Source organism: uncultured Arcanobacterium sp., assembly GCF_947253055.1.
Taxonomy (GTDB): domain Bacteria; phylum Actinomycetota; class Actinomycetes; order Actinomycetales; family Actinomycetaceae; genus Arcanobacterium_A.
Genome location: NZ_CAMXYE010000005.1, coordinates 14777 through 30051 on the forward strand (window position 1 = coordinate 14777; position 15275 = coordinate 30051).

Below are 15275 nucleotides of genomic sequence, written 5' to 3' on the forward strand. Positions count from 1 at the left end.
TTCTGCAGTTTTAGGTGTTGCCAATTTTGCGCTTTATTAGGCATCTACGCGGTATTGAGCGATCCACCAATGCATAGCGATTGCCGCCGCCGCTGCTACATTCATCGAGCGAGTGGAACCAAATTGGGGAATATACACCATACCGGCGCAGAGCTCTCGGAGCTCCGGCGAAATTCCCCGCGATTCTTGCCCAAATACGAGCAAAGCTCGCCGCGGTAAACCTGTGCGTTCCAGCTGGGTAGAACCTTCCGTATTATCAATGGCGATTAACTCATAGTCATTTTCCGCCGCCCACTCCGCCAAATCTGCCGGCTGCGGGTGATGCAGTATATGCATATATCTATCCGTGACCAGCGCTCCCCGCCTATTCCACTTCCGCCGGCCAACTATATGAATAGCTCCCACATTAAAAGCATTGCCCGTACGCGCAATAGATCCGATATTCAGATCGTGCTCTAAATTCTCAATCGCAATATGCAATTCGCTGCGGCTAGAATCTAAATCCGCTTTTATAGCTTCCACACTCCAATAGCGATATTTATCCACCACATTACGGCTATCGCCTTTTTCTAGTAGTTCTCTATCGAAGCGCGGATCATCCGGATATTCTCCTATCCACGGCCCTACCCCCGGAGACTGCGTCTGGTAGTAAAGGTCGTTCTGATCGAGAATACGCGGCGCTTCGGTATTTTCTCCGGCTGGCGCAGCATGGGGCGCTAAATAATCCATATTGACTGCGCTTTCACAGCCGCCCAGATCTTTTCGAACCCGCATATTTCCGTACTAATACGCGCGGAGCAAATTTCAAAGCGACATAAGTAGCTTTATAGAGTACAGAAGGAATCACCAACACTTTTCCGGCCCGCACTCCGTCCAGAGCAGCCCGCGCCACTTTCCGCGGCTTAATAAACATCCACTCTGCCCACTGCCCGGCATCTACGTGCACTCGCTGATGGAACTCCGTATGCATAAGCCCGGGCATGACGGCAGTGATATTTACCCCGGTGCCCGCCAAATCATCGGCTAGGCCTTCGGTAAATACTTTCACCCAAGCTTTATGCGCAGAATATGTGCCCTGCACTGTCATAGAGGTAATAGAAGAAACATTGATGATTTGCCCCGATCCTCGCGCCACCATTGCTCCTACTGCGGCGTGAGTGAGGACTAACAGTGCATTAACCATTAGATTAACGGCCGTGAGCTCTTGAGCTATAGAGCCACCCACAAATTCTTGCCCGAGCCCCATACCAGCGTTATTAATAAGTAAATCTACGGGATTTTCGGTATCTTGCAAGCGCAAAGCCACCTTTTCTACTTCGTCTGCCATAGTTAAATCAGCCGGTAAGACTTCTACCTGCACTCGGAAACGCTGTTCCATCTCGGCCGCTAAATCGCGGAGGTTCTTTTCGTTACGCGCTACGATTACTAAATTGCTGCCTTCTGCCGCAAGTAGCTGCACAAATTCTTTACCTAGCCCTGAGCTGGCTCCGGTGACTAACGCTAAACTCATAGTATTCCTTCCCCTGTGCTTTTCTTCTAGGCTACTCGTTTTCTGAGGCAGGAAAAACTCCGCAAGCTTTTTGGAAAAAATTTTTGAGAAAATCTCGCTAAGCTGAGGCTATGAGAATAGCTACTTGGAATGTAAATTCGGCGCGCGCCCGCCTAGATCGTATTTGTGCGGTGCTCTCCCGCCACGATTTAGATGTATTGGCGCTCCAAGAAATTAAATGTAAGACTGAGCAATTTCCGGAAGCCGAGATTCGGGCGGCCGGCTACGAGGTAATCGCCCACGGGCTAAATCAATGGAATGGAGTGGCGATAATTTCGCGCTTGGGGATGGAAAATGTGCGCTACTCCTTTCCCGGCCAGCCTGGATTCTTAAAAGGAGAGCCGCCGGCAGGTCAAGGCTATATTTCTCATACTAGCCCCGAAGCGCGCGCTCTCGGCGTCACCACCGGTGGTATCGATTTTTGGAGTCTCTACGTACCGAATGGGCGGGCTGTAGAAGATCCACACTACTACTACAAACTAGATTTTCTCCATCAACTAGCCATCTTTGCAGAAGAAAGTGCCCGCGATTCCCAAGCTCAAATCGCGTTAGCCGGAGATTGGAATGTAATCCCTACCGACGCCGACGTCTGGGATGCCACCGCCCTCGAAAGCGATATTTATATGACGGAAGCGGAACGAGCGGCCTTCTTTAATTTTGCCGAAATAGGCTATAGCGAAATTACTCGCCCCTTTACAAAAAATTATACTTTCTGGGACTACCAGCGCCTGCGCTTTCCGCGCAACGAAGGCATGCGTATTGACTATATTTATGCCTCTCCCGCTCTCGCAGCGCGCGCTCAGGCGGCGCATATAGATAGAGATGAACGAAAAGGAAAAGGCGCCTCCGATCACGTACCGATAATAGTAGATTTAGCTGACTAAGGATCCGCCACCCCGTCTGCTGTTGAAAAAATGCCGCATTAATGCCAAAATCTTATTTGTAATGACATATAGTCAAGACATTTACTTACGCTGTTTGCCTGGAAAAATAGGGGAAAGCAGCTAAATATCTTGCAAATATCCGGCTGCACGGCAGCTACAAGGAGAAAATAATGAGCAAAATTCGCGTTGGAATCGTAGGAGTAGGGAACTGTGCCTCTTCTTTTGTACAAGGAGTACATTTCTACCACGATGCTAAACCCACCGATAAAGTACCGGGGCTTATGCACGTAAACTTTGGCGGTTACCATATAAACGATATTGAGTTTGTAGCAGCTTTTGACGTCGATGCGGAGAAAGTAGGAAAAGACCTTTCCGAAGCTATCTGGGCCAGCCAAAATAATACCTATAAATTCTGCGATGTGCCCCCGCTCGGCGTCACCGTACAGCGTGGAAAGACTCTCGACGGTCTAGGAGATTATTACCTCGACACCATAACTGAATCCACTGCTCCGGAAGTGGATGTGGTAAAGACCCTCCAAGAGAAGAAAGTGGATGTGCTGGTTTCTTACCTGCCAGTAGGCTCGGAAGAAGCCGATAAGTTCTATGCCCAATGCGCCATAGATGCGAAAGTGGCTTTCGTGAACTGCCTACCCGTATTCATTGGCTCTAATAAAGAATGGGCACAGAAGTTCCAAGACGCGGGAGTGCCAATTGTCGGAGACGATATTAAATCTCAGTATGGAGCTACTATTTCGCACCGGGACATCGTCCGCCTCATGGAAGAGCGTGGTGTACGGATTGACCGCACCTATCAGCTGAACGTAGGCGGCAATATGGACTTCATGAATATGCTGCAGCGCAACCGGTTGGAATCGAAGAAAATTTCCAAGACCAATGCCGTCACTTCCAATATGGAACGCCAGCTAGATCCGCACGATATTCATGTCGGCCCCTCTGACTATGTGCCGTGGCTGGAAGATCGGAAATTCGCTTTTGTACGCGTCGAAGGCACCACCTTTGGTGAAGTACCGATCCAGATTGAATACAAGCTGGAAGTTTGGGATTCACCGAATTCTGCGGGAATTGTGATTGACGCTGTCCGTGCGGCCAAGATTGCTCTCGATCGGGGTATCGGCGGACCCATCCTTTCCGCAGCTTCTTACTTTATGAAGTCTCCTATGGAGCAGCGCCACGATAACGATGCGCGCGCTTCTGTAGAAGCCTTTATTAAAGGAGAGATAGAGCGCTAAGAGTGCTGGTAGAGCCCTAATAAAGCTCGGAGCGCACTCAAAATAAAGCGCGCAGCAATTTCTGCTTGAAATAAACCGCTATCGCTTTTGCGACGCAATACGTAGCCGCTCCTTTCCCACCAGGTGGGAAAGGAGCGGCTACTTTAGTAAATGCTTATTCACCTAACCAAAATTATCTGGCTCGGCAAAATTTTCTCACTCCGGCCGTTCCGCAGAAAGCTGTAAGCGATGCTCCCGCTCTCCACTTTCTAAAACTCCGGTATCCAGATCAGCTATATCTACCCGCACGGTATCGCCATCCTTAATCTTTCCAGCGAGAATCTGCTTTGCCAATTGATCGCCAATTTCACGCTGAATAAGCCGCCGCAGCGGGCGCGCCCCAAAGGCGGGATCATAGCCCTCGACGGTGAGTAAATCTTTTGCCGCTTCGCTAATGTGCAGGTGTAACTGCCGGCTCTGCAAACGCCGCACCAATTGCTCTAGCTGCAGATCCACAATCTTGCCGATTTGCTCGATAGTGAGTGGCTGGAACATAATTACATCGTCGAGACGATTCAAAAATTCCGGCTTAAAATGCTCCCGCACTAATTTCCATACTGCGGCATCTTTTTCACTATCGTCTAGCTCCGAATCGCTGAGATATTGCGAACCTAAATTGGAAGTGAGGATCAGGATAGTATTGCGGAAATCTACCGTGCGCCCCTGCCCATCAGTCAAGCGACCATCGTCGAGTACCTGCAATAAAATATCAAATACTTCCGGATGCGCTTTCTCTACTTCATCGAGCAGAATCACCGCATAGGGACGCCGACGCACCGCCTCCGTGAGCTGACCACCTTCTTCGTAGCCCACATATCCCGGAGGAGCTCCTACCAAACGAGCCACCGAATGCTTCTCTGCGTATTCCGACATATCGATACGTACCATCGCCCGCTCGTCGTCAAAGAGAAACTCCGCTAGCGATTTAGCCAATTCGGTCTTTCCGACGCCAGTTGGGCCCAAGAAGAGGAAAGATCCAGATGGGCGATTCGGATCAGCAATCCCGGCCCGCGAGCGGCGCACCGCATCGGCGACACTCTGCACCGCTTTCTCTTGGCCAATAAGACGCTCTCCGATGTGCTCCTCCATCGAGAGTAGCTTCTCCGTCTCTCCTTGCAGCAATCTTCCCACCGGAATACCCGTCCAGGAAGCTACCACTTCGGCGATACCTTCGGCGTCTACTCTCTCCGCAATCATAGGCTCAGCAGAATCTACCTCTCTATCCGCGGATTCTGCTGCAGCTATTTGCCGCTCTACTTCTGGAATATCTCCATTCTGGAGCCGCCCGGCATCTTCGTAACGACCTTCTCGCACCGCTTTTTCTAATTCGGTACGCAATTTATCGAGCTGCACCCGCAAGTCTCCCACCTTATTGCGGCCGGCTTTTTCTAGCTGCCAACGCGCATTAAGAGCAGCGAGCTCTTCGGATTTATCCGCCAATTCCGCTTCGAGTTTTTCTAAACGCTGCGCGGCAGCTACGTCGGTATCATCCTCTTCCGTATCTTCCAAATAGGCTTTCTCCATTTTCAGCCGATCTACCTGCCGCTGCAATACGTCAATTTCTTCTGGAGAAGAATCTAACTCCATACGCAGGCGCGAGGCAGCTTCGTCGATTAAATCAATAGCCTTATCGGGGAGCTGCCGTTCGGTAATATAGCGATCCGAAAGCGTCGCTGCCGCCACTAGCGCTCCATCCGAAATAGTCACCTTATGGTGGGCTTCATATTTCGGAGCGATGCCGCGCAAAATAGCTACTGTATCTTCTACACTCGGTTCTCCTACGTAAATTTGCTGGAATCTACGCTCTAAAGCGGGGTCCTTTTCGATATTTTCGCGATACTCATCCAGAGTAGTAGCGCCCACCAGCCGCAGTTCTCCGCGCGCCAGCATCGGTTTCAGCATATTACCAGCATCCATAGCCCCTTCGGCTCCGCCGCCAGCTCCCACTACCGTGTGCAGCTCATCGATAAAAGTAACTACTTCTCCCGCAGAATCTTTTATCTCCTGCAATACGGCCTTAAAACGCTCTTCAAATTCACCGCGATATTTTGCACCGGCCACCATGGCCGCCACATCTAGCTGAATCAACCGTTTTTCGCGCAAAGATTCTGGCACATCACCGTCTACAATGCGCTGCGCTAAGCCTTCCACTACGGCAGTTTTACCGACTCCCGGCTCCCCAATCAGCACGGGGTTATTCTTAGTACGCCGCGAAAGCACCTGTACTACGCGGCGAATTTCGCTATCCCGCCCAATTACCGGATCGAGTTTGCCTTCCCGGGCCATTTGGGTCAAATCGCTACCATATTTTTCCAGAGCTTGGAAAGTACCTTCCGGGTCGGGGTTATCCACTTTCGCACTTCCCCGCACCTGCGGTAAAGCAGCTGCTAGCTGCTCCCGCCCAGCTCCGGCCGTTCGTAAAATCTCCCCCGCCGATTGCGCAGAATCAGCCAAGGCGAGCAGCAGATGTTCCGTAGAAATATAGCTATCACCTAGAGCGGTAGCTTCTTTTCCGGCGTTGCTGAGAATTAAAGAAAAATTACGGGAAACTTGTGGTTGGCCTACATTAGCGCCACTCGCTCCGGGAAGTGCCGCTAATACTGCCTGTACTCGCTGGGCAATAGCATTTTTATCTACCCCTACTGCCTCGAGTAAAGCTACAGCTATACCCGCAGGTTGATTTATTAATGCAGCTAAGAGGTGGGTTGGCTCCAGCTGCGGATTTCCGGCTGCAGCAGCGCTCTGCATAGCTGCAGATACCGCTTCCTGCGCCTTTGTAGTCATTTTATCCATCTTATAGACCTCCGTCTTACGCACCGGCATACCGGAGCGCTAAATTTTGTATTCATATACTGTAACGCAGAAACCTTTGAGTCTATTCCACTCAAGTTTAAGTGGAAGGTGAAGCGCCTCACCTTGAGGTCCTAACTGAATTCTTATTTCTGATTCGGAAGCTTTTTTGGCGCTTATTCTGGCATTTTTCCGGCGCTTATTCTGGCGCTTTCCTGCACTTATTTTGGTGCTTTTTCGGCTCCCACTCCCGGCCAGCGCCACGCCGCCGGCAAGATCTGCTCCGGATTAAATACCTCTAAAAATTCGCCACTGCTCCGCACTTCTTCCCAACCCAAAGAAGCCGCGAGAAGCTGCACAATATCTGCTGCTTGAAATCCTAAATCCCGTAACTGGCTGAAGGTAACTGCACCATCTCTCTTGGCTAGGCGTTGCCCCGCCATATTCAAAACTAAAGGTACGTGGCAGTACTCTGGCCGCGGTATCCCCAACAGCTGCTGGAAATACACTTGCCGCGGCGTGGAGGGCAATAAATCATCTCCTCGTACTATCTGTGTAATTCCCATATCGGCATCGTCCAGCACCGATACAAAATTATAGGAATACACTCCGTCACCGCGTTTAAGCACGAAATCATCTACTAAACCGCAATATAATCCCAGATTTTTATCATGCACTTCCAAGTGCTGATTTTCCGCTCGTAAACGCCACGCCACCTGCCGCCCAGGGCGCGCCGCCGCTCGCTCTGCGCGCTTTTCCAGCGATAAATTCCGGCAAATACCTGGATAAGCACCCGGCGGGGTATGCGGAGCAGAGGCAATTTCCGCTAATTCGCGGCGAGTACAGTAGCACGGATAGAGTAAATCTTGACGCTGCAGCTCTTGGAAGTAATGGTCATAAAAATCTTGCCGCTCCGATTGCTTTATCGGCGTAGCGTCCCAGGTAATCCCCAGCGCTTCTAAATCGCGCAATTGCCTATCTACATATTGCGCCCGCGCGCGCGTATCGAGATCTTCGATTCGTAAATAAAAACTCTTCCCCGCTTTTCGCGCATAGGCCCAAGCTAATAAGGCCGTACGTAAATTACCTAAATGCAAATCGCCGGACGGAGAAGGAGCGTAGCGCCCCGCACCCGCACCGCAGATTTTTGCTTGCCAAAAAGCGGTATCTGGAAACTCCATATTCTTATTCTGAAACAGGGCTACTCGCGGAGCAAACCATAGCGCTATTTTCGAGCGGATATACTGCTATTAACTCTGCAATGTAGGAAAATATTAGACGTAGCTGGCCGCAGCCAATATTATTAAATAGCGAGTACGGTACCGAACAATAAAGGCAGAAAAATGCAGATTCACACTTTTGCAGAAGTAATCTCTCCCGAAATAGATAATGCCTTATATCGCGCAACTATTGAGAATTTGCAAACTCTGGGAACTCCGATAAAGGCAGAATTCCCAGGAGAAATTCCCATGCCGGCTGCAAAATTAGCGGCTATTTTCCCGCAGTTTTACTGCGTAACTGTGGGCGCGCCCGCTGCCGCGCAAGCCCCCACAGAGACGCCTACAGATGCACCGACAGGCGCACAGAACGCAGCTGCGAAAAACGTGCCGTATCGATACGTCGTAGTGCTGGACGGCCAAGAGCTTTCCGCAGAAACTGCCGCTACACTCGGCGATTTACCTCTTATATGTTTAATAGACGCCCAAAAGCATCCCCAGGAGGCGGCACAGGCTGAAAACTGGGCAGCTAGATACGCTTGGCAGGTGCTCGTCTGCGAAAAAGATGGCAGCTGGACGCTGCATCAAAAAGCACATACTCCACACATCTTGCCAACTTTTGCGCACGCTGAAAACGCTGGCAATACCGAAGCTACTAGCGATATCGAAACTACCATTACTGCCGGAGTTACTGGCGAGGCTGCAGGCTTCGCAAACTGGGCAGGATTTGTAGCTGGATTCCTCAATGCGCTTTCTGCGGGCTCGGACATAGAGCCCGCCGCCCTCTTTGCGCAGTATATAGCGGCGGGGATGGGCGATTTTCCCAACGGATTATTACCTTAAACTCTTTCCTAAGCTCTTTCCGCAGTTCTCCCCTTCGAGGATTTTTCTCCAAAGAATTTTTCCGCGAAATTTTTAGAGCAATTATTTTACGAGGGGAAAAGCGTAAGCCGCCGGGGATTCCAGACCACTAAATCTTGCGAATCACTCTGCCCTTGCCGGCGTAAAGCAGCCCGCAATTGATCTAAACGCTCTGCCATCATCACTTGGCCTTCAGCGCTGGCGGCAAAAACCCGATTATCTTTCCGATATTGCCGCTCTAATTCTGCCCGCATGATTTCTCCCAATTGGCTCATGCGCTCTAGTTGCTTTTCCAGATGCGCGCGGGTAGCTTCTAATTTTTCTACTTCACTTTTCAGCTCGAGGATGCGGGCAATTCCCGAAAGATTTATGCCTTCTTCTTGTGAAAGGCGCTGCACCTCAATTAGTTTATCTACATCCGTAAGAGAATAACGCCGCCCACCGCCGCGCGCACGGCGCGCCGGCACTAAGCCTAAGCGATCGTACTGGCGCACCGTCTGAGCATGCATTCCCGCCAGCTCCGCAGCTACCGAAACGGTGAGAATAGGGGCACTTCGCGATATTTTAGCCATCTCTTCTCCTATATATCCTCCGAAACCCTATCCCTTAGAGTTTAGCCATTTCCTTTAGCTTTTCGCGCGGATCTGCTTCCGCGGCACTACGGCGGAATTCCTCTACCGCGGCGCGGCTCGCTTCCGAAAGTTTCTTCGGCACCACTACCTTTAGGCGCACATATAAATCGCCTTGCTTACCTTGCACATTGCGCAGGCCCTTGCCCCGCACCCGCAGCAGCTTATCGGTAGAAGATCCAGCAGGTACTTTCACTCCCACGATTTCTCCCGAAATAGTAGGCACTTCAATAGTCGCTCCCAGCGCCGCCTCGTCGAAAGAAATTGGTACGTTTTCGTACACATCTCTTCCCTGTACCTCAAATACTGGGTGCGGCTCCACCGTAACCTGTAGAATAATATCTCCCGGTGCTCCCCCGTTTATTCCCGGCTGCCCTTTACCGGCAATACGAATCTTTTGCCCATTCGTCACTCCGGCCGGCACGCGCGCGGTAACTGCAGAATTACCGTTTTGCACTTTCACTGTAGTGCCAGCTACTGCCTCTCGAAGCGGAATCGATACTTGGGAATTAATATTGGCTCCGCGCTCTGGGCGACGGCGTGAACTAAAACCATTAAAGCCACCGAAGCTTCCTGCACCGGCATAACCGTTTCCAGCTCGAGCACCGCCTCCGAACATCGACGAAAGCATATCTTCAAATCCAGCTCCACCGCCGCTGGTAGAAAAACGCACTTTCCCACCCGGGCCGCTGAACATAGAAAACATATCTTCGAAGCTGCCATCACTTCCCGGAGCAAAACGAGCTCCTCCGCCCGCCATGGTGCGAATCGCATCGTATTCCTTGCGCTTCTCATCATCGGAAAGTACCTGATAGGCTTCGGCTACTTCTTTAAACTTTTCTTCGGCTTTTTTATCGCCCGGATTCTGATCGGGGTGATATTTACGTGCCAGCTTCCGATAGGCCTTTTTAATGTCCTTAGCCTCGGCATCTTTCGCTACTCCGAGTACCTGATAAAAATCTTTTGCCATCCAATCTTGATTAGCCATCACGCTCACCTCCTATTTCTATAAAATTTCTGCATCTAGCAATATCTCCACCAATTTTCACTCCGGAGATACTACTCCTACCCGGGCTGGGCGCAGCACTTTTTCTCCTGCCCGATATCCCGGTTGCATAAGCTGAGCTATTTCTTCTTTTTCCACCTCTGCCGAAGTCTGATGCATCAACGCTTCATGCAGCTGTGGATCAAATTCATCGCCCGCCTGCCCGTAGCGCTCTAATTGAAAATTAGTTTTTAAGGTATTTTCTAGCTCTTCCACTACAGCTCCAGCCGGACCTTGTAGATCACCGTGCACCCGAGCTAACTCCGCATTGTCCAGCACTCCGAGGAGACTTTCCAAAACTTTCTGCACCCCAATTTCCTGGTAACGCAGATTTTCCTGCTTTGCCCGTTTCACATAGCCGTTATACTCCTGCTGCAGGTTGTAGTTATCAGCTTGGGCACGCGCTAATTTATCTTTTAGCTCGGTTACTTCCAATAAGGCCTGATCTAACTCCGAAAGCTCCGCAATCCCCTCCGCAGCCGGTTCGCCCTTATCTGCTGCACCGGCTAGGTCAGCAGCTAAATTTTCCGGCTCTTGTGGCGAAAAATTTTGCTCTTGCTCTTTTTTCTCTTCCGACATTCCACTTCTCCTTACAGCTCTCTCCCGGGGCAGAGCATCCAAAAGATACTCTGCCCCGGTATTTAATTACTAATAGCCGCCGCGCGGATTAGTTTTTATCGCCTTCTTCGTCCACGATTTCGGCATCGACTACGTCATCTTCTCCGCCTTGCGCATTCTGCGCCGCTTCACTCCAGCCATCTTGGCCAGCTTCTGCTTGCGCCGCTTGCGCTTGGGCATAGAGAGCCTGCCCAATTTGCTGCGCCTTCTGATTCATCTCTTCTTGCGCAGCCTTAATAGCTTCTACATCTGCGCCTTCCAGCGCTTTCTTCAGCTTCTCCGCTGCTTCGCTCACTTCACTGCTCACAGCCTCATCGAGTTTGTCTTTATTGTCTGCCAACAATTTCTCGATGCTGTACACCTGCTGCTCAGCAGTATTGCGTAATTCAGTTTCTTCCTTACGCTTCTCATCTTCCGCAGCGTGCTCTTCTGCTTCCTTCACCATTCGATCGATATCTTCTTTCGAAAGTGCCGAGCCGCCGGTAATAGTCACAGACTGCTCCTTGCCCGTACCTAAATCTTTTGCAGATACGTGCACAATGCCGTTGGCGTCAATATCGAAAGTAACTTCAATCTGCGGTACCCCGCGCGGTGCTGGTGCAATTCCCGAAAGCTCAAAAGTGCCGAGCAACTTATTATCGCGCGCAAAAGAACGCTCACCCTGGTACACCTGAATGAGTACCGAAGGCTGATTATCAGCTGCCGTCGAGAATAGCTCACTCCGCTTCGTGGGGATAGCAGTATTCCGCTCAATTAGCTTGGTGAGAATACCACCGTTAGTTTCAATTCCGAGCGAAAGCGGGGTGACGTCGATTAAGAGTACGTCATTGCGATCGCCGGTAATTACTCCGGCCTGCAGAGCAGCTCCTACTGCTACAACTTCGTCCGGATTTACTCCCTTATTAGGCTCTTTACCGCCCGTCAGCTCCTTAACCACTTCGGTAACTGCCGGCATCCGGGTGGAGCCTCCTACCATTACCACATGGTCAATTTCGGAAAGCTTAATATCGGCATCTTTTATTACATTCTGGAAAGGTACCTTGGTGCGCTCCAGTAAATCTTTCGTCATATCTTCGAACTTAGCCCGGCTCAGCTTCTCATCTAGGTGAATCGGCCCATTCTCACTCATCGAGAGATACTGCAGAGTGATATTTGTGGTCGTAGCCGAAGAGAGCTCTTTCTTAGCTTGTTCTGCTGCTTCCTTTAAGCGCTGCAGAGCAATCTTATCCTTCGAAAGATCTACGCCGTCTTTATTCTTCACTTGGGTAATCAGCCAATCTACGATTCGCTGATCCCAATCGTCGCCACCGAGTTTATTATCGCCCGAAGTGGCGCGCACCTGAATAGTAGAGAAGTCATCGTCATCTTTTCCGACTTCCAGCAAAGACACATCAAAAGTGCCACCGCCCAAATCGAATACTAAGATAAGTTCATCCTCTTTGCCTTTTTCCAGGCCATAAGCGAGCGCTGCCGCCGTCGGTTCGTTCACAACGCGCTGCACATTCAATCCAGCAATCTGCCCGGCATCCTTCGTGGCCTGCCGCTGGGCGTCATTGAAGTAAGCTGGCACAGTAATTACTGCGTCCGTCACTTTTTCACCCAAATAGGCCTCGGCGTCTTTCTTTAATTTCTGCAAAATAAAAGCCGAGATTTGCTGCGGAGTGTAATCCTTGCCGTCAATTTCAATCTTCCAGTTCGGATCGCCCATATGCCGCTTTACCGAAGATACCGTCCGATCCACATTGGTGACGGCCTGCCGCTTGGCGATTTCTCCTACTAAAATTTCGCCACTCTTCGAAAATCCCACTACCGAGGGAGTCGTACGCTGCCCTTCGGCGTTGGCAATTACTGTGGGTTCGCCGCCTTCGAGGACGGAGACCACAGAATTCGTAGTTCCTAAATCAATTCCTACTGCCCGAGTCATTCTTTTCTCCTTTACTAGCCGGCGAAACGCTTATTCGCGATTCTCCGCTATACTTCTTAACTTTCACTTCAAGTCTGCCTTATCAATTGAACTTATGTCCAATCGATACATCATTTCTTGAGTCTAATAAGCTCAACTCTTAAGCGAGAAACTTTATTCCCGTATCTTGCAAATGCGGCTTTTTATTCCCCTATCGCTTTCCGGCACCCCCAAAATTACCGGAAAAAATCCCAGTTCAGCGCCTTATTTTTTCACCCGCAGCTTTTGATTTTTCTAAAAAGTGATAAAGGCCATAGCTAAATTTTGCAGACTGAGTAAATCGCCGACCCCTACCACCCTATATGCCATAATGAAGCTATGAGCTTGAGTATCGGAGTAGATATCGGCGGCACAAAGATAGCCGCTGGCGTAGTAGACGAAGCGGGCACGATTCTCGCACACCGCCGGCGCCCGAGTCCGGCAGATGATTCCAGCGCGGCCCTCCGGATTACTACCGAAATAGTGCGCGAGTTAGTTGCAGAGTTTCCGGTGGCCACAATCGGTATCGGTGTGCCCGGGTTCGTAGATTCCAGCCAGAAAAAAATCATTTTTGGCCCTAATATCGACTGGGACGGCGCCGATATTGGCGGGCAAGTAGCCACTGCCACCGGTTTAGCTTGCTATTTAGAGAACGATGCCAATGCTGCCGCCTGGGGAGAATATAAATTTGGCGCCGCTAGCTCCTATCACTCTCCTATTACGGTAACTATTGGTACCGGAATCGGGGGCGGCATTATTATTGACGGCAAACTTCTGCGGGGCGCCAGCGGATTTGCCGGAGAAATCGGACATATGGAAATAGTACCCGATGGTTTACCGTGTGGATGCGGGCAAAAAGGTTGCTGGGAAGTATATGGCTCTGGCAATGCTCTCACGGCCACGGCGCGCAAATTAGCGGCGAGCTACCCCGCGCGCGCAGCGCGTTTATTGGAACTCGCCGGTGGAGAAGTGGGGGCAATTAGCGGATTACTAATCACCGCAGCCGCGCAACAAGGAGATAGCGCCGCGCAAACTGCCTTTAACGAAACTGGAAAGTGGATCGGGAAAGGGCTCGCCAACTTAGCTGCAATTTTCGATCCGGATGCTTTTGTACTCTCAGGTGGGGTTTGCGAAGCCAAAGATTTACTCCTTGAACCCGTGCAGAGCACTTTCGCCGCAAATCTGACTATGGCGGCACACCGCCCCCAGCCGGATTTAGTGATTGCCCAGCTAGGAAACGAAGCCGGACTAATCGGAGCAGCTGATCTTGCTAGATGCCATCCCTAGATAAAACTTCCCGAATGCTGCCTCAAGCGCGAACTAGTAAAACTAGCGGGGGCTACCGGTTTCGGCAGCCCCCGCGTTTTTAGTTTTAGTTATGCTTCTTTACTTCGAATCTATTTCTAATGTTCATTCGGATCCAAAGCGGCGTCTTTCGCCTCGGGGTGTACCGTACCTGCCACATGATCTGGCCCGGCGTAAATCGTATACAGCTGCAGAGGCACATCGCCGATATTGGTGACGTTGTGCCACATATCAGCGGGCACGAAAATAGCATCGTCATCTTCTACTTCTTTACGGAAGCTGAGATCATCTTCCGTCGGCCCCATTTCGCATATCCCCTTGCCGGCTTCGATGCGCAGGAACTGATCAATTCCCTCGTGAATCTCTAAGCCAATTTCGCCGCCAACCGGAATACTCATTACCGTCATCTGCAGTTTTTCACCCGTCCACATAGTAGTGCGGAAATTCTGGTTATCTAGGGTCTCTTTTTCGATATCTACTACCCACGGCTGCTTGCCCTTGTCATCGTACTGATGTGCGTAATCCATTACCCTACCTCCTCACCACTCTGCGAGCGGCAGTAGTTTTCTACCTTGTTACGCTCTCAGTCTACTATTTTTTCATGGCGCTGGCCGTCAAAAATCCAGAATAACGCTGCTAGCAGAAGAATTCCGCCGGATATCCAGTATGCAAGGGTGAAGCCCGAAATATCGATGAGGAATCCGGCGACTAGCGGGCCAATTATTTGCCCGAAATCACCTGCCATCTGAAAAAAGGAGACTACGCTGTTGCCGGAACGGTCTCCAATTATATCGGCCACCGCTCCTTGCTGAGAAGGCTGTATACAGCCGGAACCGAAGCCACCCCAAAAACTCAGTAGCAGCAGTACCCAGTCGGCAGTAAAAATCCCCATTCCGAGCGTAAAAAATCCGGAAAGCAGCAGGCCGAAGATGACGGGGTGCCGCCGGCCAGATAGATCCGACCATTTACCGGCCACCCAGAGCGCAAGCGCATTCCCAAAAGCAAAGGTAGTCAAGAGGCCGCCGGCAAGCCACGGTGCGGCCGTGGGGAGGGAAAGTGCCAGCAACGGAATTACGGAAACGCGCACCCCCATATTCGTCCACCCTTGGGAGAAGGCAGTCAATAAGGTAATGCGAAAACGCCGCA

General features: G+C 50.8%; 14 protein-coding genes. 4 read left to right on the forward strand and 10 right to left on the reverse strand.

What is annotated here, in order from left to right; genetic code table 11:
• Nucleotides 1–36: 36 nt before the first annotated feature.
• On the reverse strand, nt 37–774 hold the full coding sequence (locus tag Q0X35_RS00785) for a TrmH family RNA methyltransferase (RefSeq protein WP_297564449.1): 738 nt from the start codon (nt 772–774) through the stop codon (nt 37–39).
• Nucleotides 743–1510: an SDR family oxidoreductase gene (locus tag Q0X35_RS00790; protein ID WP_297564450.1), complete on the reverse strand. Its 768-nt coding sequence runs from the start codon at nt 1508–1510 to the stop codon at nt 743–745. The genes Q0X35_RS00785 and Q0X35_RS00790 overlap by 32 nt, the downstream gene beginning before the upstream one ends.
• 110 nt (nt 1511–1620) lie before the next feature.
• Between Q0X35_RS00790 and Q0X35_RS00795 the strand changes: the two genes are divergently transcribed.
• Both Q0X35_RS00795 and Q0X35_RS00800 read left to right on the forward strand, forming a co-directional pair.
• Nucleotides 1621–2433, forward strand: coding sequence for an exodeoxyribonuclease III (locus Q0X35_RS00795; RefSeq protein WP_297564451.1), 813 nt, complete (start codon nt 1621–1623; stop codon nt 2431–2433).
• 170 nt (nt 2434–2603) lie between these two features.
• Nucleotides 2604–3683: an inositol-3-phosphate synthase gene (locus tag Q0X35_RS00800; protein WP_073996791.1), complete on the forward strand. Its 1080-nt coding sequence runs from the start codon at nt 2604–2606 to the stop codon at nt 3681–3683.
• Nucleotides 3684–3878: 195 nt separating this feature from the next.
• On the opposite strand, the gene clpB is transcribed toward Q0X35_RS00800, so the two are convergent.
• On the reverse strand, nt 3879–6515 hold the full coding sequence (clpB, locus tag Q0X35_RS00805) for an ATP-dependent chaperone ClpB (protein WP_297564452.1): 2637 nt from the start codon (nt 6513–6515) through the stop codon (nt 3879–3881).
• Between the two features lie 218 nt (nt 6516–6733).
• A complete protein-coding gene (gene gluQRS / locus Q0X35_RS00810; RefSeq protein WP_297564456.1) occupies nt 6734–7693 on the reverse strand; it encodes a tRNA glutamyl-Q(34) synthetase GluQRS in 960 nt (319 codons plus the stop codon).
• 162 nt (nt 7694–7855) lie between these two features.
• Between gluQRS and Q0X35_RS00815 the strand changes: the two genes are divergently transcribed.
• The gene (locus Q0X35_RS00815; protein ID WP_297564459.1) at nt 7856–8572 is read left to right on the forward strand and encodes a hypothetical protein; all 717 of its coding nucleotides are present in this window, start codon (nt 7856–7858) and stop codon (nt 8570–8572) included.
• Between the two features lie 86 nt (nt 8573–8658).
• Here Q0X35_RS00815 and Q0X35_RS00820 read toward each other — a convergent pair whose 3' ends face one another.
• The 4 genes from Q0X35_RS00820 to dnaK all read right to left on the reverse strand — a co-directional run bounded on the left by Q0X35_RS00820 (nt 8659) and on the right by dnaK (nt 12806).
• Complete coding sequence (locus Q0X35_RS00820; protein ID WP_297564460.1) at nt 8659–9162, reverse strand: heat shock protein transcriptional repressor HspR; 504 nt, start codon at nt 9160–9162, stop codon at nt 8659–8661.
• A 34-nt stretch (nt 9163–9196) separates the two neighbouring features.
• A complete protein-coding gene (locus Q0X35_RS00825) occupies nt 9197–10207 on the reverse strand; it encodes a J domain-containing protein (RefSeq protein WP_297564461.1) in 1011 nt (336 codons plus the stop codon).
• A 57-nt stretch (nt 10208–10264) separates the two neighbouring features.
• On the reverse strand, nt 10265–10843 hold the full coding sequence (gene grpE / locus Q0X35_RS00830; protein ID WP_297564462.1) for a nucleotide exchange factor GrpE: 579 nt from the start codon (nt 10841–10843) through the stop codon (nt 10265–10267).
• 88 nt (nt 10844–10931) lie between these two features.
• Entirely contained in the window at nt 10932–12806 is a 1875-nt protein-coding gene (dnaK, locus tag Q0X35_RS00835; RefSeq protein ID WP_297564463.1) for a molecular chaperone DnaK, read from the reverse strand.
• 357 nt (nt 12807–13163) lie between these two features.
• Here dnaK and Q0X35_RS00840 point away from each other — a divergent pair, with 357 nt between their 5' ends.
• Complete coding sequence (locus Q0X35_RS00840; RefSeq protein ID WP_297564464.1) at nt 13164–14111, forward strand: ROK family glucokinase; 948 nt, start codon at nt 13164–13166, stop codon at nt 14109–14111.
• 116 nt (nt 14112–14227) lie between these two features.
• Here Q0X35_RS00840 and Q0X35_RS00845 read toward each other — a convergent pair whose 3' ends face one another.
• Together Q0X35_RS00845 and Q0X35_RS00850 are read right to left on the reverse strand one after the other, a co-directional pair.
• Nucleotides 14228–14656, reverse strand: a complete 429-nt coding sequence (locus Q0X35_RS00845) for a cupin domain-containing protein (RefSeq protein WP_297564466.1) — start codon at nt 14654–14656, stop codon at nt 14228–14230.
• Nucleotides 14657–14712: 56 nt separating this feature from the next.
• On the reverse strand, nt 14713–15275 hold a 563-nt coding region (locus Q0X35_RS00850), incomplete at its 5' end, for an MFS transporter (RefSeq protein ID WP_297564468.1).

Coding starts and splice junctions, on each gene's coding strand:
- Q0X35_RS00845 (WP_297564466.1), bottom strand. CDS start 14,656: ATGGATTACGCACATCAGTACGATGACAAGGGCAAGCAGCCGTGGGTA.
- Q0X35_RS00820 (WP_297564460.1), bottom strand. CDS start 9,162: ATGGCTAAAATATCGCGAAGTGCCCCTATTCTCACCGTTTCGGTAGCT.
- Q0X35_RS00800 (WP_073996791.1), top strand. CDS start 2,604: ATGAGCAAAATTCGCGTTGGAATCGTAGGAGTAGGGAACTGTGCCTCT.
- Q0X35_RS00815 (WP_297564459.1), top strand. CDS start 7,856: ATGCAGATTCACACTTTTGCAGAAGTAATCTCTCCCGAAATAGATAAT.
- Q0X35_RS00790 (WP_297564450.1), bottom strand. CDS start 1,510: ATGAGTTTAGCGTTAGTCACCGGAGCCAGCTCAGGGCTAGGTAAAGAA.
- clpB (WP_297564452.1), bottom strand. CDS start 6,515: ATGGATAAAATGACTACAAAGGCGCAGGAAGCGGTATCTGCAGCTATG.
- Q0X35_RS00840 (WP_297564464.1), top strand. CDS start 13,164: ATGAGCTTGAGTATCGGAGTAGATATCGGCGGCACAAAGATAGCCGCT.
- grpE (WP_297564462.1), bottom strand. CDS start 10,843: ATGTCGGAAGAGAAAAAAGAGCAAGAGCAAAATTTTTCGCCACAAGAG.
- Q0X35_RS00785 (WP_297564449.1), bottom strand. CDS start 774: ATGCGGGTTCGAAAAGATCTGGGCGGCTGTGAAAGCGCAGTCAATATG.
- dnaK (WP_297564463.1), bottom strand. CDS start 12,806: ATGACTCGGGCAGTAGGAATTGATTTAGGAACTACGAATTCTGTGGTC.
- Q0X35_RS00795 (WP_297564451.1), top strand. CDS start 1,621: ATGAGAATAGCTACTTGGAATGTAAATTCGGCGCGCGCCCGCCTAGAT.
- Q0X35_RS00825 (WP_297564461.1), bottom strand. CDS start 10,207: ATGGCTAATCAAGATTGGATGGCAAAAGATTTTTATCAGGTACTCGGA.
- gluQRS (WP_297564456.1), bottom strand. CDS start 7,693: ATGGAGTTTCCAGATACCGCTTTTTGGCAAGCAAAAATCTGCGGTGCG.